Raw genomic sequence first — 19638 nt, forward strand, 5'->3', positions numbered from 1 at the left:
ACTCCTTTCGATACTTTATATATATTTAGAAATTTTTTGCATCAGGACGATTGAATCCATATTGCTCAAAAAATTCTTCCCTAAAATCAGCAAGACGATCTTCCATAATAGCGCCACGGACTTGCTTCATTAAGTTTAACAGAAAATGAAGATTATGATAAGTTGTAAGTCTAATTCCAAATGTTTCCTCACAACGAATCAAGTGTCGAATGTATGCACGTGAATAATTTTTACATGTATAACAATCACAATTTTCATCGATTGGACGGAAATCATGGGTAAACTTAGCATTTTTGATAACTAAGCGACCATTTGATGTCATACAAGTACCATTTCGTGCGATACGTGTAGGAAGAACACAGTCAAACATGTCCACTCCTCTAATTACGCCATCAATTAATGAGTCAGGCGAACCTACGCCCATTAAGTAACGTGGTTTATTGGCTGGTAATAGTGGTGTTGTATGTTCTAATACTCGGTTCATCACATCTTTAGGTTCACCAACGGATAGTCCACCGATGGAATAGCCTGGGAAGTCTAGTGATACGAGATCTTTCGCACTTTGAGCACGTAAATCTTCGTAAGCTCCACCTTGAACGATACCAAACAAACCTTGGTCTTCTGGTCTTTCGTGTGCTTTTAAGCCACGTTCAGCCCAGCGTGATGTTCTTTCCACTGATTTTTTCATATATTCATGAGACGCTGGGTATGGTGGACATTCATCAAAACTCATCATAATATCCGACCCAAGCGCATTTTGAATTTGAATCGCTTTTTCTGGTGATAAGAAAAGTTTGTCCCCGTTTAAATGGTTACGGAAATGAACACCTTCTTCTTTGATATCACGCATTTTACTCAAACTAAACACCTGAAAACCACCTGAATCCGTTAAGATTGGTTGATCCCAGTTCATAAATTTATGTAGTCCGCCCGCTTCTCGGATAAGTTCTTCTCCAGGACGTAACCATAAATGATACGTATTACTTAAAATAATTCCAGCACCCATTGCTTTTAATTCTTCGGGCGACATTGTTTTTACCGTTGCAAGTGTCCCAACTGGCATAAACATAGGTGTATCAAAAGTGCCGTGTGGTGTATGAATTTTACCAAGACGAGCACCAGTTTGTTTATCTGTTTTTATTAGTTCATAACGAATGGCAGACATGTCTTACCTCTTTCTAATTTACTCTATTCACTAGCATAACGAAAATCACTGCTGAAAACAAGCTTTTCTGTTAATTTTTTCGCAATTTAATGAATAAACATTGCATCGCCAAAACTAAAGAAGCGATATTGTTCTTCTACAGCATGATTATAAGCTGCTAAAATCTTCGTACGATCTGATAAAGCAGATACAAGCATAATCAAGGTCGATTTCGGTAAATGGAAATTAGTGATTAAGGCATCTACTGCTTGGAAAGTATACCCGGGAGAAATAAAAATCTCCGTCCAACCAGATTCAGCAACTAATTTGCCATCGTGGCGGCTCGCAATCGTTTCTAATGTACGAATGGAGGTCGTTCCAACTGCAACTACTTTTCCGCCTTGTGCCTTGATTTGGTTAATTCGCGCCGCAGATTCCTCTGTTAAACGATAAAATTCCGAATGCATTTTATGGTTGGCAGTATCTTCTACATCTACCGGGCGGAATGTTCCAAGCCCAACGTGGAGTGTCACGAAAATAATTTCTACGCCTTTTGCACTAATTTGTGCTAGTAAATCCTCCGTAAAATGAAGACCGGCAGTCGGTGCCGCAGCGGAACCATTTTCTTTCGCATAAACGGTTTGGTAACGATCTTGGTCAGCCAGTTGCTCTTTAATGTATGGAGGTAGCGGCATTTCACCAAGTTGCTCCAATACTTCATAAAAAATCCCCTCGTAAGAAAATTCGAGAATCCGGCCGCCATGCTCTAATTCTTCCAAACAAGTCGCTTTTAAAGCACCATCACCAAATGTAATTGTCGCGCCTTTACGAATTCTTTTGGCAGGTTTGACTAGTGTTTCCCAAGCATTACCTTCTTTTTGTTTTAAAAGCAATACTTCAATGTGTGCGCCAGTTTCATCTTTAATGCCATGAAGTCTAGCTGGGAGAACGCGTGTATCATTTAAAACTAATGCGTCCCCTTCATTTAAGTAACTAATAATATCCGTGAAATGTTGATCTTTTATTTCACCTGATTTTTTATCGAGCACCATTAGTCGGCTTGAAGTCCGGTCTAGTAATGGTGTTTGCGCAATTAACTCTTCTGGTAAATCAAAATCGAAATCTTCTACTTTCATGCTTTATACCTCTTTTTCATAACTTATTCCTAAATGGTTATACGCCGTTTTTGTCGCGATTCTTCCGCGCGGCGTTCTTTGTAGAAAACCGATTTGTAGTAAATATGGCTCTTGCATGTCTTCAATGGTTTCTCTTTCTTCACCGATACTGGCAGCAATCGTATCTAATCCGACTGGTCCACCTCTAAATGATTGGATAATTGTGTGCAGTAACTTTTGGTCAATCGTGTCTAAGCCTCTTGGATCCACTTGCAATAAGGTAAGCGCTTCTTTGGCCAACTTCTCCGTAACGGTTCCATTTCCACGAACTTGCGCAAAATCACGTACTCGTTTTAATAAACGATTGGCAATCCGCGGGGTCCCTCTTGAACGTCTAGCAATTTCACGTGCACCAAGCTCATCGATTTTTGTATCTAATATGCTTGATGTTCGCAGTACAATTTCGGTTAACTGCTCTTCTGTATAAAATTCAAGGTGGTCAATCACTCCAAAACGATCTCGAAGTGGCGCCGATAAAAGCCCAGCCCGAGTGGTTGCCCCAATGAGTGTAAACGGTGGCAAATCCAGCCGAACAGAACGCGCGGTAGGACCTGTCCCAATCACAATATCCAAACAATAATCTTCCATTGCCGGATATAAAATTTCTTCAATTGCTCTAGATAATCGATGAATTTCATCAATAAATAAAACATCCCCTGGTTCTAGGCTTGTCAAAATGGTCGCCAAATCGCCTGGTCGCTCAATAGCCGGTCCGCTCGTTGTTTTAATTTGGCTACCCATTTCCGCAGCAATAACCATCGCAAGGGTTGTTTTACCAAGCCCTGGTGGCCCGTATAAAAGCACATGATCAAGCGCTTCATTTCGGAGCGTGGCAGCTTCAATAAAGACGGTTAAATTATTCTTTACTTTGTCTTGCCCAATATATTGTGAAAGGTTCTGTGGCCGCAAACTAGTTTCAAAAGATACTTCTTCTGCGTCTACCGTTTCACTTGAAATAATTCGTTCATCCATGCCACAAGCTCCTCTCTATTTTGTCATTAATTGTAGTGCTAGCTTGATATATGCGTCACTTGTCAAATCAGCTTCTTTAGCCAATTTTGGTATTACTTTTTTCAACTCGCGCGTGCTGTAGCCAAGAGCTTCCAGTGCTAAAACGGCCTCTTCCAATTGCGGTGAAAGTCCAGCTACGATGTCGTTTTCTGGTGCAACAAAAACAATTTCGCTCGCGACAACATCCGCTAGTTTGCCTTTTAAGTCGAGAATGATTTGACGAGCAGTCTTTTTACCGACACTCGGGAATTTTGTTAAATAAACATCATCTTCTGATTCAATTGCAGTAATAAGTGGCACCACATCGCCTGAAGCAATAATTGCTAGCGCGCTTTTTGGTCCAATGCCAGAAACACTTAATAATTTTTTGAATAAATAACGTTCTTCTGTTGTTTGAAAACCGAACAAAGAAATATTATCTTCCCGTACATGCTGATACAAAAAGACTTGCGCATCTGTACCTTCTAGTCGTTGAAAGGAAAACGGGTTTCCTGTAATTATTTGATAGCCAATTTGGCCTGCTTCTACAACAATATATTCTGGTGTAATCGTCGTTACGGTTCCTTTTATGTAATCGTACAATTTATTCGTCCTCTCTTCATTTCACGTCATACATTATATGATAGCATAAAATGGAACGTCTGTACTAGTTTTTGTTCATAAAAGGAATCCTTATCTAGTTTACATAATAAAATTATTGCCGTCTTAGATTGATTGGATGCTTTCTTTAATTACAGCAACTGAATTGGCAAAAGCTTGTTGCTCTTGTTTATCCAATTTTAAAGAAATAATTTCTTTTACACCATTTTGGCTTAAAACTGCTGGTACACCGATTGCTAAACCAGTTTCGCCGTATTCCCCGTCTAGCACGCAAGACACGGTTAAAGCACGCTGGCTACCACTGAAAATATGACGACAAATTTCAACAATTGTACCACCAATCCCGTACTCTGTGCAGCCTTTTTGGTGGTAAATTTCAAAACCAGTATCACGAGCCGTTTCGCCAATTTGTTTTAAATCAAGCGATTCTCCTAGTTTTTCCATACTATATTCATTGACTGGTTTACCATAAATGGAGGAATGCGACCATACTGGGAATTGCGAATCACCGTGCTCACCAAGAATGAAGGCATCAATACTTTGCGCGGCAATATCTAGTTTTTCAGCAAGCAAACGACGTAATCTGGTTGTATCTAACCATACGCCTGTCCCAAGCACACGTTCTCTAGGCAAACCAGACAGCTTCCACACTTGGTACGTAATGATATCACATGGATTGGTTGCAATAAGGAAAATACCATTGAATCCACCTTTCATCATTTCTGGAACTATGCTCGCAACGATTCTTGAAGTACTTCTTAATTCATCCAAGCGTGTTTGTCCTTCTTTTAAAGGGCCAGCAGTTACAGTGATTACAGCAATATCTACGTCCGCACAGTCACTTGCATCGCGCACCGTAATATCCATTTTGCCCGGCATAAATGCTGCTGCGTCAGCCAAGTCTTTCCGATTTCCTTCTACGCGTTCTTTATTTAAGTCTACGAGAATTAACTCTTCGACAAATTTTTGATTAACAAATGCGTGTGCTGCAGCTGTCCCTACATTTCCAGCTCCAATTATCATTACTTTACGTGGTTTCATTTTTTCTTCCTCCTAGTGATTCATATAAAACACCCCCATTCAAATTGTTCGAAAAAGGGGTGTGTTGACTTAATTTATCTCTGCGTTCGTATAAACTTCTTGCACGTCATCATCGTCTTCTAGCGCTTCTAACATTTTATCAAATTGTGTTTGGTTGTTTTCGGCAATTTCATTATAAACCGTTGGAAACATTGATAATTCAGCTGTGGCAAAAGTGTAACCAGCTTGTTGCAAAGCTTCTTTCACTTCTGGAAAAGCAGCTGGATCAGTGAAAATTTCAAATACATCGTCACTTACCTCCACATCGTCCGCGCCTGCTTCAATTGCCTCAAGCATAAATTCCTCTTCATCCACGTCTAAACCTTCGCGTAAAATAACCAGATAACCTTTGCGATCAAACATATAGCTCACACTTCCGGTTTCACCAAGGCTTCCACCGTTTTTATTAAAAGCTACACGCACATTCGTACTCGTGCGGTTTTTATTATCCGTAAGCGCATGGACAAGAACAGCAATCCCGCCCGGCGCGTAGCCTTCGTATGTCACTTCATCGTAATTTTCCGCGCTCGTATTACCAGAAGCTTTATCAATAGCGCGCTTAATATTGTCATTTGGCATGTTGACTGCTTTTGCTTTATCCATAACTAATCGGAGCGCTGGATTTAAATTCGGATCAGGACCTTTTTTTGCTGCAACAAAAATTTCTCTCGCTAACTTTTGAAATACTTTTGAGCGCTTGGAATCTTGTGCATTTTTACGTCCTTGAATATTATTCCATTTTGAATGTCCTGCCATTTGTTTCACTCCTTTTAATTTTAGTAAAGCTTTTCTCCTACAAATTTTAACGTAAAAAAGTAGGATTCGCAATAAAAAAGTTACCGCAAAAAATTGCGATAACTCTTTATTTAGGTCGTTTGTAAGCGGTGAACGTGATAAGTTCCAAGTTTATTTGCCGTCCCACCTAAAAGGGTAATTTCATCGAGCGCATTAGTCACAAGGAGCTCTTTCCCTTCTGAAAGTACATCAATCAAGAAAAAGTACTCACCTAACGAGGTTTTTAGCGGTCTTGATTCAATTTTACTTAAATCAATATCGCGCCAAGCAAATGTAGACAAGACTTTATGTAACGCTCCTGGCATATTATTAGGTAAAATAACCGAAATAGACGTTTTCTCTTCTTCTTTTGGCAATAAAATTGAAACTGGTTTACGACTTAGCACAAAAAATCTTGTTTGATTTAGTTCCAAATCTTGCGCATTTTCTTTCACGATTTCAAGCCCATATTCGCTCGCTGCCATGCGCGGCGCAATAGCTGCCACAAGTTCAGTTGGATTGTTACTCACCCATTTTGCTGCGTAGGCCGTAGAAGGCGTTACTTCCCGCTCTACACCGTACAATTCTGCTTGAAGAAATGTATGACACTGGGCGAGCGCCTGCGGATGAGACATTACTTTTTGAACCGATTTCCACGCCGAAACGTGTGCCGGGTGAACCATTAAATGTTGCGCAATTGGTAGAACTATCTCAGCCACTACAGGCACACTTGAAAAATGAAATAAGTAGTCCAGCGTGATATTGACGCTTCCTTCGATCGTATTTTCGATGGGAACAACAGCCACATCTACGTCTTCCTTTTCAATTGCCATAATACAATCCGGAATCGTGCTCTTAGCAACCATCTCTTCATTTGGAAAAGCCTTCGCTGCTGCTGCATGTGTAAAAGATGCTGCTGGGCCTAAATAAGCAATTTTCATTTTCAACTCTCCTTTTTATGGTAGCTAGGAAAAAAGCGTGCACCAAATGATTGGCGCAGCACTTTTTTAATCCATAAATTCAAATTCATAATCAAGCAAACGAACGATATCGCCATCTGTGGCACCACGTTTTCTAAGCGCCTCATCGACACCCATTGCACGAAGTTGACGCGCAAAACGGCTAATAGAAGCATCACGTTCGAAGTTAGTCATTGTGAATAAGCGTTCGATTTTCGCACCGCTTAATACAAATGTACCATCTGGTTCTCTAGAGATTTCGAAGTCAGGTTCTTCAGCAACATATTTGTAAAGAACTGTATCTTCGTCTTCTTGTTCCAAAATTTCATTAAGTGGAAATTCTGGTGTTGTTTCTAATTTATCTGCAATGGCAAGAAGTAATTCGCGAAGTCCCGTTTTCGTTACTGCAGAAATTGGAAACACTGGAATATCTTCAGCAATTTTCGTTTTAAATTCTTTTAGGTTCTCTTCTGCATCTGGCATGTCCATTTTGTTCGCTACGATAATTTGTGGACGTTCCATTAAGCGCAAGTTATATTGCTCTAGTTCATTATTAATAGCCACGTAATCATCAAATGGTACACGTCCTTCTGAACCAGACATATCAATCACATGCACGATAACACGCGTTCTTTCGATGTGGCGCAAGAATTGATGCCCTAAGCCAACACCTTGGCTAGCACCTTCAATTAGACCTGGTAAATCAGCCATAACAAAACTACGGCCATCGCCTGCATCAACCATTCCTAGATTAGGAACAATCGTTGTAAAGTGATAAGCGGCGATTTTTGGTCTCGCTGCTGATACAACAGATAATAACGTCGATTTACCAACACTTGGGAAACCAACTAAGCCAACATCTGCTAACACTTTAAGTTCTAATTGCACGTTACGCTCTTGTCCTGGTTCTCCGTTTTCAGAAAGTTCCGGAGCCGGATTTGCCGGTGTCGCAAAACGTTTATTCCCGCGCCCGCCACGTCCAGCTTTTGCAATAACTGCGCGTTGACCATGTGCCACTAAATCAGCAATAATCTCGCCAGTATCAATATCTTTTACAATTGTTCCTTGAGGTACTTTGACTACTAAATCACTCGCACCGCGTCCATGCATACTTTTACTCATGCCGTGTTCGCCGTGCTCTGCTTTAAAGATTCGTTTAAAGCGGAAATCTACTAGTGTACGCAAACCTTCGTCTACTACAAATACAACGTCTGCTCCTTTACCGCCGTCACCGCCAGCAGGACCACCGTTTGGTACAAATTTTTCGCGACGGAATGCTACCATACCGTCCCCACCATTACCAGCTTTTACATATATCTTAACCTGATCTACAAACATAATTTTTATATTCTCCCGTTCCTTAAAAGTCTTATCTTTCATTATAACGAACAAACTATACATCTGTCACTATATTTATTTTTATTTCCAGATATTTATTTGTTTTTTACAGCACAAATGCGCCAAATGCTTTTACACATTTGACGCATCTTCTAAAATTTATTTAAAAGCTTGTGCCGCTTTAACAGCTTTATGCCAGCCTTCATATAAATCTTCTCTTTGTTCTTCTTTCATTTCTACTTCAAAACGTTTGTCTAGTTTCCAATGTTTTTTAATTTCATTTTTATCTTTCCAAACACCAACTGCAAGACCTGCTAAGAAAGCTGCTCCTAGTACAGTTGTTTCTTTGTTTTCTGGGCGCTCTACTGGAACACCTAGAATATCGGATTGGAATTGCATTAAGAAGTTGTTGGCAGAAGCGCCACCATCCACACGTAATGTTTTTAAGCTAATGCCGGAATCTTGTTCCATTGCATACAGCACGTCTCTTGTTTGGTATGCAAGAGATTCCAACGTCGCTCGGATAAATTGTTCTTTTTCCGTACCACGAGTTAAGCCAAATACAGCCCCGCGTACATCTGAATCCCAGTAAGGTGCGCCTAAACCAACGAATGCTGGGACAACATACACGCCATCACTTGACTCAATACGACTCGCATAGTTTTCAGAATCACTTGATTGGCGAACCATGCGTAAGCCATCACGTAACCACTGAATAGCAGAACCAGCAACGAAAATACTACCTTCAAGCGCGTATTCCACTTTGCCATCAATTCCCCAAGCAAGTGTTGTTAATAGGCCATTTTCAGAACGTACTGCTTTTTCTCCAGTATTCATTAGTAAGAAACAACCAGTTCCGTAAGTATTTTTCGCCATCCCTTTTTCAAAACATCCTTGACCGAATAAAGCTGCTTGTTGGTCACCAGCAATACCTGCAACCGGAACTTCTTCGCCAAAGAAGTGATAAGGAACTGTGTCCGCATATACTTCAGAGGATGGACGAACTTCTGGTAGCATTTCTCTTGGGATATTAAGCATTTCCAGAAGCTCATCATCCCATTCTAAGTCATAAATATTATAAAGAAGTGTACGAGAAGCGTTGGAATAATCCGTAATGTGTGCGCGACCACCAGTTAATTTCCAAACTAACCAAGTATCAATTGTTCCAAAAAGAAGTTCTCCTTTTTCCGCACGTTCTTGCGCACCATCTACATGATCCAGAATCCAGCGAGCTTTTGTTCCGGCAAAATACGGATCAATCAAAAGTCCAGTTTTCGAACGAATTGTGTCTTCATAACCATCTTTACGCAGTTGTTTACAAATATCTTCCGTTTGACGGGATTGCCAAACAATCGCATTATAAATCGGATTGCCGCTTTCTTTGTCCCAAACAACCGTTGTTTCACGTTGGTTAGTAATACCGATACCAGCAATTTCTTTAGAAGAAATATTTGTTTTCAGTAACACACCCGCAATTACAGCTAAAATGGAAGCCCAGATTTCGTTGGCATTATGTTCCACCCAGCCCGGCTTAGGAAATATTTGGTCAAATTCTTCTTGTGCAACGCCAATTACTTCGCCTTCTTCATCAATAATCATCGCTCTTGAACTTGTTGTGCCTTGATCCAGTGCTAAAATATATTTCTTTTCCATGTAAAATTCCTCCTCAAGTTTTAAGTACTACGAAAGCCCGAAGACTCTCGTTTGGAGCTAGTTTACGCCCTAGCCTATGCTAAATCTTTTTTCTTGTCGAGTTGCATGGTTAAAATAAGAATTAAAACAAATAATACCGCGAACACCCAGAACCACATTCCTAGTTCGCCTTTAATAATGGCATTATACCCTAAAGCACCTAATGCACCGCCCATAATCGGTCCGATAACAGGAACCCATGAGTAACCCCAATCAGATCCACCTTTACCAGAAATCGGCCAAACAAAATGCGCAATTCTTGGGCCAAGGTCACGAGCTGGGTTGATTGCATAACCAGTAGTTCCACCTAGAGACATCCCGATAGCGACGATTAATGCACCAACAACAAGTGGATTTAATCCGTCTGAAAAGGAATTTGCACCTAGTGATAATAATCCAAACACTAACATAAAAGTACCTAATGCTTCACCAAAAAAGTTAGATGTAAAATGGCGAATAGCTGGCGCCGTTGCAAAAACACCTAGTTTTGTTGGTTTGTCTTCTGTTTTCTTCCAATGTGGGTAATAATGTAACCAAATCAGTGTTGCCCCAATAAATGCTCCAATAAACTGAGCGATAATATATGGCAATACGTAGTCCCAAGGGAAAGCACCTGCAAGCGCCATAGCGATTGTTACAGCCGGGTTAAGATGGGCCATACTCATATAACCTGAAACATAAACACCCATTGTAACGCCTAGCCCCCAAGCTAATGTAATAACGACCCAGCCGCCATTCTCTGCTTTCGATTTCTTCAGTGAAACACCTGCTACGACACCAGCACCTAAAATAATTAGAATGGCAGTACCAACAACTTCACCAAGAAATTGTGTTGCTAAACTTGTGTCAATCATCTTTTCCAACTCCTTCTTTTTGCTTATTTGTAGCACCGGAATTTTTGCCCTTACTAGTCCCCTTACATTCCGATTATCAATTAACTTCAAAAAAAGAATGACAATCAAAACGTAGGCATACTAGTACCCTGGCATCGTTTCGATTGTCATCTCTTCTCCTGACATATTAATTAACTTGAGTCTATTTAATCATATCAAGAAAACGCTGTCAATCAAACGACTTGTCCTATTTTTCACAAAGTCTTTTCATCTGCCTCTTTACTTTTACCCCAATCCCGGAGAGTTATAACCCATTTACAAGAAATTAATTCACAAAGATAAAAATAGAAAAAAACCGCCACAAGTGACGGTTTTTAAATTCGCATTTAAGCTTCTTGTACTTCAGGATAAACGCTAACTTTTTTCTTGTCGCGTCCCATACGTTCGAAACGTACAACGCCGTCAGTTTTAGCGAATAAAGTATCATCGCCTCCACGTCCTACGTTAGTTCCTGGATAGATTTTAGTACCACGTTGACGGTAAAGGATAGATCCACCAGTAACAAATTGTCCGTCCGCACGTTTTGCACCTAAACGTTTTGATTCAGAGTCACGTCCGTTAGAAGTCGAACCGCCACCCTTTTTGTGCGCAAAATGTTGAATATCAAATTTTAACATGAAATTCCACCTCCTATTTGGAGTTAATTTTTATATGATCAGGATAGCTGTACGCTAATGACCTTAGTTGATTTTCCATCCCTGTAAGCAAGATTTGTACCACGTCATCCTCGACATAATCAGCAGGCACAGAATAGTAAAGGTAACCCTCCGACTCTTCTATTACAGGCGCAAAATCACGAACTTCCGAAATAGCATTCACCATTCCAAAAGCAATTGACGAAGCTCCTGCACATACCAAATCACTGCCATGTTCGGCAAAATCGGCGTGTCCACTCATTGTAAAAGAAATTATTTGGTTGTTTTCTCGCATAACATCGACTTGAATCATTGTTTTCGTCCTTTCAAATTAAGCATTGATTGCATCAATAGTTAATTTTGTGTAAGGTTGACGATGACCTTGTTTTTTGTGGTAGTTCTTTTTCGGTTTATATTTATAAACTGTCAATTTCTTCGCACGGCCTTGTTTTTCAACTTTAGCTGTTACAGTTGCGCCTTCCACGAATGGAACGCCAACTTTAGCGGAATCTCCACCTACGAATAGAACTTTGTCAAAAGTAACAACATCACCAACTTCACCTGCTAATTTCTCAACATAGATCTCTTGGCCAGCTTCTACTTTGATTTGTTTCCCACCTGTTTCAATAATTGCGTACATACTTGCACCTCCTCATATACTAAGACTCGCCATCACAGGGGATTTACACGAGGTAAACACTTGACCCAGCTCTGTGCGGTTGTAGCTTGGTGCGCTACAAACATAACAGTAAAATGATAGCATAAGCAAGCCGCCTATGTCAACCAATTGTTGATTTTAGTTTTCCACCCGTGCAATTTGATAAAACGGGACTCTTTCATCCGCCACTTCCCAATCAATCGGCGCATTATTGAATGTATTCAAATCTAAAAATGTATCTAACACATCTTCTGTCGTAATAATTTGAATGCTATTCGGCTCCCCTTGCATAATTCCTGCAAGTTCCCGTTCTAACTCAAAAGCAAGTGTTTCTTTGGAAGCCACGTGCCCCGTCGCGTAACAAACTGGGCAAGGCGCCGTCGTCACTTCTAAAAATGATTTTTGCTTCTTACGTCTCGTTAACTGTAAAAGCCCTGACTGAGAAAGTGCCGCAACTTGGGTTGTAATGTATTCTTCGCGCGTTTGGCTCTCTATGGCTTCATATAGCTCTGTGTAACCCGCTTCTGACATTCCACCAATAAAGTCTACCAATATCATCCCACTCATATTGCGTAATCTAATTTGACGAAGGATTTCTGGAACAGCTTTCAAATTCACTGATTCCACAGTTTTCTCTTTTGCTGTAGTGCCTTTAAATCGACCCGAGTTCACGTCCACAACCCACATTGCTTCTGTTTTCTCAATAAACAACGAAGACCCATTTGTTAAATGAACGACTGGGCGTGCTAGTCGGTCCATTTGCGCTTTAATCCCCATATCCGCAAACAAATCTGCGCTTTTGTTTAAAGTGATTTGCTGGTCTGAACAAGTATTTTCTAGCAATTTAGCAAACTCAAAGTCATCGGTAATGATTTCTGCTGGCTTATGTCGTTGGATGAACTGCTTTGCACAAGTGAAAATTCCTGAAGCAGCGGATAATAATAAACCCGGTTTCTTACGTTTAGCTGCTTCCTTTAATAATTCTTGATGTTTTTCGCGTGCTTGGCTTAGCGCATGCTGCAACTGTTCTTCTGTTGCGTTTTCTGCATTGGAGCGAATAATTAGTGCTTCATTTTCTACTATTAGCGCATTCATCGTTTTTTTCAACGTATCTTTGTCCGCTATTCGTTTAGAAACAGAAATATATTCTTTGCCGTACAAATAAATAAGCAAATCCCCAGGAAACTCGAGAACACCAGATAATAAAGGTAGCTTTGTCGCGCTTCCTTCTCGAACAATTTGGACAGGAATTTTGGCCCCTTGTGTTTTATCATAGCTATCTGGAATGTCTTTTAAATGGATAAAACCTTTGTTATTATTACCTAAATCAACGAAAGCCGCTTCCATTTTACGGTCAATTTTTTGAATAAATCCATAGAAAACATCACCAACTTGTACTTTTTCAGAAGGTCGCACAATTTCGATATCTATTAGCAAATCATTTTCAACCACTGCAGCTCGCTTTTCTATAGGAGCGGCACTTATTACTAGCTTTTTCATCCAATCACCTTTTATAAAGACCCTTCATCTAAAAGACAAAGGGCCTAATTTTTTATTTTCCGCTAAAAAGTACTTTTAAACGAGAAAGAAATCCTGCTTTTTTTGACTCAATCGACATTAATGGAATTGACTCTCCAAGAATGCGTCGAGCGATATTACGGTAACCTTGTGAAGCACGGTTATTCGGTAACATTGCAACCGGATCCCCACTGTTAGACGAACGAATAACTTCATCATCGTCAATGATAATACCTAATAATTCAATTGATAAATGCGTTGTAATCTCATCGATATCCATTACATCCCCATTTACCATCATTTGCGTACGAATACGATTAATAATTAATTTTGGTGGCTCAATATCTTCTTTTTCAAGTAAACCGATAATTCTATCAGCATCGCGCACCGCGGATATTTCTGGAGTAGTAACAACAATAGCTTTATCCGCTCCAGCAACGGCATTTTTATAACCAGTTTCAATACCTGCAGGACAATCAATTAAAATAAAATCATAATCCGGACGTAATTGATTAATCAGCTCGACCATTTGCTCGCCCGAAACAGCATTTTTATCTGTTGTTTGCGCCGCTGGAAGTAAGAAAAGTAAATCATCAAAGCGTTTATCTTTAATCATCGCTTGGTGAATTTTACAGCGACCTTCCACCACATCTACCAAATCATAAATAATTCGATTTTCCAGACCTAAAACAACATCTAAATTGCGAAGGCCGATATCCATATCAATCAAGCACACTTTTTTACCCTGAAGAGCAAGTGCTGTCCCTAAGTTAGCAGTTGAAGTAGTTTTTCCTACTCCACCTTTCCCAGAAGTAATGACTATAGCTTCTCCCATGTTTAACGCCCTCCTTGAAAATTAGAAATTTCAGGTCTAATTTTTCTTATCTTATGTATTCCATCTATTACTATCTCGCCTGCATCATCTACAAACGCAGAAAATAAATCTGTTTCAGTAACCTCTTTATAATCCTCACTATCAAAGCCGTATACTTTCCCAGCTATTCTAACTTGTGATGGATAAAGAAACTTCCCTGCAACAACCGCATTTTCGTCCCCTTCAAAACCGGCATGAATAATTCCTTTAATGTTACCAAGAACAAACACATTGCCATTTGAACGGATTTGTCCACCAGGATTCACATCGCCAATTAGCAGGAAATCTCCTGGAACTTGAACAACTTGTCCTGAACGAATAATCGTTGCCATTGAAAAAATTTGATCATTTTCTTTCCATTTTTTGGCTTCATCTTTAGACATAACATTACTATAAAACGCGCCAATTTTCATTTGACTATTTTTATGAATAATAGTGGATATTTCACGTTCTTCTTCCTCTGAAAACAGACGGTTACCAATTTGAACTTGCACCTCTAATTTTTCACCAGAGTATGGGTTTTGTTTCTGATCTGCTAGCAATTGAGTTAATTCTTGTTGCAACTCAGATATACTCGCTTTATCACTAAGAAAAATACTAATGCCGTCTTTTGTGCCTTTAATTTGAACATTCTTCTTCATATACCATTTCACCCCGCAACATTTATACTCTAGTCCTTAGTATACACTAACTCAAATTAAATGATAATAAAAAAATACTTTTTTTGAAAAAAACAGCTTGAAATCGCAAACTGTGGATGTTCTCCACAGTCATACTTTTTCAAGTAATAGCGAATTCAAACTGATAAAATTACGATAGTTATTCTGATTTAACCAACCGATCGAGAAACAATCGGAATGGAAAAAAAACAACTAAAAAGAACGCCAAATTAAACAAAATTGTTGTCCATAAACGTTGATCAATAAAAACCGGAATGGTCATTGATGTCGAACCAATCAAATAATAAAATGCATATACTAAACTTTCTGTAAGAATAATATTAAATACGGCAATTAAACCAACTAGAAGAACATTATTTTGCAACACTTTCATAAATTTATCTGTGATATACACCGTAAATGGAAAGATTGCAAAATAGATTCCCATAATGCCCGTATAATAAATATCAAACACCAAACCTAGAATAAACGCATATACTAATGTCGTATTCCGTTTATAAAAACACGTCATAATCGTCAACATAATAAGTAAAAAATGCGGAATAAAAAGATGTCTATCATTGAAAAGACCATTCGCAAACTGAAGACTAAAAACCCCTTCTAAAATAAAGGTTCCAACCATGATTGCAGGAAGCGCAATGTTTTTCTTTACATTCATGATTATTGGCCTCCAGTCGCGTCTGAACTAGATGTATCATCCGCCGTTGTCCCTGCTTCAGCTGAACGCTTCAAAACAGTTACATGGTTTAAATCATACATGTCAGCACCTGGCTTAATAAACGCGGTTTGAGATAATCCCATTTTATCAGTTTCTACTTTTTCGATTGTACCGATAAAGATACCTGCTGGGAATTTTCCACCGAGTCCAGAAGTAACAACTTTCTGTCCTTTTTTAAATTTCATGTCATACGGTAATTGTTTTAATTCAAGCAACTTAGTATCACTGTCATATCCATTGATAATCCCAAATGCATTTTCCTCGCCTTGCACTTTAGCAGAGACACGGTTTTTAACATCTGATGAAGTAAGCAATTCAACCGTAGCTGATTTCGCACCTGTTGTTGTTACTTTACCAATAAGACCACTTGGTGTAGTAACCGCCATATCAGGCTTCACTCCGTCGCTTGAACCTTTGTCAATTTCTATTTGATCATTCCAATTTGTAGGATTTCTAGAAATAACAGAAGCATTAAGCGGCTCATAGTCACGAATACTATCAGTAATATCAAGACTTTCTTTTAAATCTTTATTTTCTTTTTTTAAGTCTGCAACTTCACTTTCAAGTTGTGCCAATTCTTCTAAACGTTCTTTCAGATGTTGGTTTTCAGTGTAGGTGTTTTTTAAATCAACTACTCCACCAACTACGCCTGAAACAAATGAAGTAGGCTTGGCTACAATATTTTCGCCAAATCCAACAACATCTTTCACAAATTGTTCTGGCCACGAAGCATTCTCACGATCACGCAAAGAAAAACCAACTAACGCGACAAGAACAATAATAGATATTAACAAGATAATCAAACGTTTATTGAGAAAAAATTGTGGCATAACGACACCTCATCTCGTTAGTACTCTTTTTCCATTTTTTGAAGCTAATTCATCTTGTTATAGGACAATAATGAGTGTGCCCATTTAGTTCATTTTTCCACGTTTATACATATCGATATTATCTAAAGCTTTTCCTGTTCCAATTGCAACACAATCAAGTGGTTCATCTGCAATAATGACAGGCATTTTTGTTTCTTCAGAAATAACAGTATCTAAATTACGTAAAAGAGCTCCCCCACCTGTAAGTACAATACCTTTATCCATAATATCTGCTGATAGTTCTGGTGGTGTATTTTCAAGTGTTCCTTTTACAGCATCAATAATTGCAGCAACTGTGTCTGCAAGTGCTTCGCTGATTTCTTCAGGAGTAATTTCAATTGTTTTTGGAAGTCCAGTTACTAAATCACGTCCACGAATGCTGAATGGAGATAAATCCAAACCTTTAGGACTAGCAGATCCAATTTCAATTTTGATTTCTTCTGCTGTACGGTCACCAATTAATAGGTTATATTTTTTACGGATATAGTTAATGATTACTTCATCAAAATCATCACCAGCAGTTCTTACCGAGCGGCTAGTTACGATACCTCCAAGTGAAATTACAGCAACTTCTGTAGTTCCCCCACCAATATCTACAACCATGCTACCTGTTGGTTCGCCAACTGGAAGTCCAGCCCCAATAGCTGCAGCATAAGGTTCTTCAATTGTGAAAGCATCTTTAGCTCCGGCTTGACGAGTAGCATCAATTACTGCACGTTTTTCTACACCGGTAATGCCTGATGGTACACATATCATTACAAATGGTTTGCTTGCATTAACGCTTTTGCCAGCCTTTTGTATGTAATATTTCATCATTGCTGCTGTTGTATCATAATCAGCAATAACGCCATCTTTCATCGGACGAATAGCAACAATACTACCAGGTGTTCTACCAATCATGTTTTTCGCATCGCTACCTACTGCAACGATTTCTTGTGTGTCTTTTTTCATTGCAACAACAGAAGGTTCACGAAGGACAATACCTTTTCCCTTCACATAGACAAGCGTATTCGCAGTCCCTAAATCAATTCCAATATCTTTATTACCAAATCCAAACATCTGTATTCTCCTTTTCCTTCGTAATATTCTACAGGATACATTAAGTTTCCTTATTCGTCCATTAAATTAATGTTACCTTATCCCATTGTGTCAATGTTTCTATTTAGACACATAAACAACCATCTTATTATAACATAAGTAAGTCTATCAGACATTAATTTTTCATGAGAAGGAAAAAATTTTAACTTTTCTTTAAAAACTATATTTCCGGGTCGTTAAAATTATTAAAAATATGCTTTTGAAAGGATAAATTCTCACTTGAAAAATTCCATTAGGCAAAGAAAAACTGGAATTGCAAACATACCAATCACTATTGAAAAGACCATAATATTGTCTTTATATACTCTCCATCTATTTAGCATTACGAGCCACCTTTTGCATTTTGTTGATACTCACTTTAGCACATGGCAACAAATGATGTCTGTAGATATTTTGTGAACAGTGTCTTAATTTTAAAAATAACCTTTTTCTTTTAGACTAATGTACTTATTCTTCCCAATGATAATGTGATCTAACAATGTGATTCCAACAATATTTCCTGCTTCAGCCAATCTTTTAGTTACTAGTAGGTCTTCGCTTGAAGGAGCTGGATCACCAGATGGGTGGTTGTGAAAACACATAATAGATGCGGCCGACTTTCTTAGTGCTAACCTAAAAACTTCTCTGGGATGAACAATTGATGCATTCAGCCCACCAACAAAAATGGTTTGCCGATAGATTACTTGATTCTTGGTATTTAAAAAGATGCAGTGAAAATGTTCTTGGAAGAGAAATGCTAACTCAGGCATTACCAATTTAACAGCATCTTCTGGGCATCTAACAACAATCTCCTCTTGTTCCGTCACTAAACTTATTCGCCTACCAAGTTCGACTGCAGCCATAATTTTAGAAGCCTTAGCTATTCCAATACCATTAACTAATTGGAATTCTTCAATAGAAGCATATTGCATTTCTGCCACATTTTTAAACTTCATAATAATTCGGTTTGCTATTGTTAAAACAGACTCGTTTTTTGTTCCAGTTTCAATAATTAAAGCGACTAACTCCGAAGACGAAAGTGCCTCTATCCCATAATTTTGTAATTTTTCACGTGGTTTTTCCTTTTCCAGAACTTCATTTATCAACATAAGAACAGCTCCTATTTCATCAAAATACTAACTAGCAAGAAGGAAGCGTAAATATATGGCACAAATGGAACTTGTTTATTTTTCTTCAATTTTTTTAACAATACAGCGGTCAATAATAGACTTGTTCCTAAAATAATCGCTAGAAAAAAGATGTAGTACCCCATTTCAAAACCTAAAAAAGTGCTTAAAATAATCAGTATTTTAATATCACCTAACCCAATTCCTTTTCGAAATATACTAAAGAAAAGCAAGTAAAAAAGACTACTTATAACACCTGAATAAATTAAATCCGGCCAAGTTTGGTTAAAAAGTATGAAAAGCAGGAACAATATACAAACAAATAACAGAAGGATAGCGTTAGGAACGTGCAGATAAAGAATATCTGTAACAAAGAAAAAAGCTAAAAAGTAATAAATGATACAGTACATAAAAAAGTGATATGAAAATGAATATTGAATGTATATAAGGAGCGTATACATTGGTGTAATTAATTCCATCAAAAAATAAAGGAAAGGAATGGGTTTGCCACAACATTTAGATTTACCTTTTAAGAATAAAAATGAAAAAACGGGAATAATATGCACGAAAGTTAGTTGCTTTTGGCAATAATTGCACTCTGAAAACCGGAATAAAAAAGTTTTTTTTATCGGGAAACATTCTCCTGCAACCTGAATAAAAGACATAAAAATCGCGCTATAAATTACTAACAAAAAATAAAGCATCTGCCACCTCCTAGTTGTTAAAAACAGGATAGCAAAGATAATTTATTTTTGCACATAGGTAAAATTGCTTTTTCGCATCCAATATATAGCAAAAACACCTATTTTCCACTAA

Annotated in this window: 21 protein-coding genes and 1 other annotated feature; all 21 genes read right to left on the minus strand. The window is 38.5% G+C overall.

Annotated features, from left to right (window positions below; all coding sequences use genetic code 11):
• Positions 1-25: 25 nt before the first annotated feature.
• A complete protein-coding gene (gene tgt / locus HCB49_RS06205) occupies positions 26-1165 on the minus strand; it encodes a tRNA guanosine(34) transglycosylase Tgt (protein ID WP_069888766.1) in 1140 nt (379 codons plus the stop codon).
• 86 nt (positions 1166-1251) lie between these two features.
• Positions 1252-2280: a tRNA preQ1(34) S-adenosylmethionine ribosyltransferase-isomerase QueA gene (queA, locus tag HCB49_RS06210; protein WP_185479850.1), complete on the minus strand. Its 1029-nt coding sequence runs from the start codon at positions 2278-2280 to the stop codon at positions 1252-1254.
• 3 nt (positions 2281-2283) lie between these two features.
• Positions 2284-3291, minus strand: coding sequence for a Holliday junction branch migration DNA helicase RuvB (gene ruvB, locus HCB49_RS06215; protein WP_185604384.1), 1008 nt, complete (start codon positions 3289-3291; stop codon positions 2284-2286).
• Positions 3292-3306: 15 nt separating this feature from the next.
• Complete coding sequence (gene ruvA, locus HCB49_RS06220; protein ID WP_185604385.1) at positions 3307-3912, minus strand: Holliday junction branch migration protein RuvA; 606 nt, start codon at positions 3910-3912, stop codon at positions 3307-3309.
• A 123-nt stretch (positions 3913-4035) separates the two neighbouring features.
• Positions 4036-4971 carry an L-lactate dehydrogenase gene (locus HCB49_RS06225; RefSeq protein ID WP_185604386.1) on the minus strand — a complete coding sequence of 312 codons (936 nt, stop codon included), beginning with the start codon at positions 4969-4971 and terminating at the stop codon, positions 4036-4038.
• A 69-nt stretch (positions 4972-5040) separates the two neighbouring features.
• Complete coding sequence (locus HCB49_RS06230; RefSeq protein WP_185604387.1) at positions 5041-5766, minus strand: YebC/PmpR family DNA-binding transcriptional regulator; 726 nt, start codon at positions 5764-5766, stop codon at positions 5041-5043.
• A gap of 110 nt (positions 5767-5876) precedes the next feature.
• Positions 5877-6725, minus strand: coding sequence for a prephenate dehydratase (gene pheA, locus HCB49_RS06235; protein ID WP_185479846.1), 849 nt, complete (start codon positions 6723-6725; stop codon positions 5877-5879).
• 66 nt (positions 6726-6791) lie between these two features.
• On the minus strand, positions 6792-8081 hold the full coding sequence (gene obgE, locus HCB49_RS06240; RefSeq protein WP_185391448.1) for a GTPase ObgE: 1290 nt from the start codon (positions 8079-8081) through the stop codon (positions 6792-6794).
• Between the two features lie 159 nt (positions 8082-8240).
• Complete coding sequence (gene glpK, locus HCB49_RS06245) at positions 8241-9734, minus strand: glycerol kinase GlpK (RefSeq protein ID WP_185604388.1); 1494 nt, start codon at positions 9732-9734, stop codon at positions 8241-8243.
• Between the two features lie 74 nt (positions 9735-9808).
• The gene (locus HCB49_RS06250) at positions 9809-10627 is read right to left on the minus strand and encodes an MIP/aquaporin family protein (RefSeq protein WP_008947909.1); all 819 of its coding nucleotides are present in this window, start codon (positions 10625-10627) and stop codon (positions 9809-9811) included.
• A 365-nt stretch (positions 10628-10992) separates the two neighbouring features.
• A complete protein-coding gene (gene rpmA / locus HCB49_RS06255) occupies positions 10993-11283 on the minus strand; it encodes a 50S ribosomal protein L27 (protein WP_003726866.1) in 291 nt (96 codons plus the stop codon).
• Positions 11284-11296: 13 nt separating this feature from the next.
• The gene (locus tag HCB49_RS06260; RefSeq protein ID WP_185604389.1) at positions 11297-11614 is read right to left on the minus strand and encodes a ribosomal-processing cysteine protease Prp; all 318 of its coding nucleotides are present in this window, start codon (positions 11612-11614) and stop codon (positions 11297-11299) included.
• 18 nt (positions 11615-11632) lie between these two features.
• The gene (gene rplU / locus HCB49_RS06265) at positions 11633-11941 is read right to left on the minus strand and encodes a 50S ribosomal protein L21 (RefSeq protein ID WP_003726868.1); all 309 of its coding nucleotides are present in this window, start codon (positions 11939-11941) and stop codon (positions 11633-11635) included.
• Between the two features lie 12 nt (positions 11942-11953).
• Positions 11954-12032, minus strand: a sequence feature (ribosomal protein L21 leader region).
• A gap of 65 nt (positions 12033-12097) precedes the next feature.
• Entirely contained in the window at positions 12098-13459 is a 1362-nt protein-coding gene (locus HCB49_RS06270) for a ribonuclease E/G (protein WP_185604390.1), read from the minus strand.
• A gap of 52 nt (positions 13460-13511) precedes the next feature.
• The gene (gene minD / locus HCB49_RS06275; RefSeq protein ID WP_185391451.1) at positions 13512-14312 is read right to left on the minus strand and encodes a septum site-determining protein MinD; all 801 of its coding nucleotides are present in this window, start codon (positions 14310-14312) and stop codon (positions 13512-13514) included.
• Positions 14313-14314: 2 nt separating this feature from the next.
• On the minus strand, positions 14315-14992 hold the full coding sequence (minC, locus tag HCB49_RS06280; RefSeq protein ID WP_185391452.1) for a septum site-determining protein MinC: 678 nt from the start codon (positions 14990-14992) through the stop codon (positions 14315-14317).
• Positions 14993-15170: 178 nt separating this feature from the next.
• A complete protein-coding gene (gene mreD / locus HCB49_RS06285) occupies positions 15171-15689 on the minus strand; it encodes a rod shape-determining protein MreD (protein WP_185604391.1) in 519 nt (172 codons plus the stop codon).
• Between the two features lie 2 nt (positions 15690-15691).
• Positions 15692-16579 (minus strand): rod shape-determining protein MreC, encoded by an 888-nt coding sequence (mreC, locus tag HCB49_RS06290; protein WP_185604392.1) that lies wholly within the window; start codon positions 16577-16579, stop codon positions 15692-15694.
• An 84-nt stretch (positions 16580-16663) separates the two neighbouring features.
• Entirely contained in the window at positions 16664-17677 is a 1014-nt protein-coding gene (locus tag HCB49_RS06295) for a rod shape-determining protein (protein ID WP_185391455.1), read from the minus strand.
• A gap of 452 nt (positions 17678-18129) precedes the next feature.
• Positions 18130-18804 carry a RadC family protein gene (gene radC / locus HCB49_RS06300; protein ID WP_185479843.1) on the minus strand — a complete coding sequence of 225 codons (675 nt, stop codon included), beginning with the start codon at positions 18802-18804 and terminating at the stop codon, positions 18130-18132.
• A gap of 11 nt (positions 18805-18815) precedes the next feature.
• Positions 18816-19526 (minus strand): prepilin peptidase, encoded by a 711-nt coding sequence (locus tag HCB49_RS06305; protein ID WP_185604393.1) that lies wholly within the window; start codon positions 19524-19526, stop codon positions 18816-18818.
• Positions 19527-19638: the final 112 nt, after the last annotated feature.

The organism is Listeria cossartiae subsp. cayugensis (assembly GCF_014229095.1).
GTDB classification, from domain to species: Bacteria; Bacillota; Bacilli; order Lactobacillales; family Listeriaceae; genus Listeria; species Listeria cayugensis.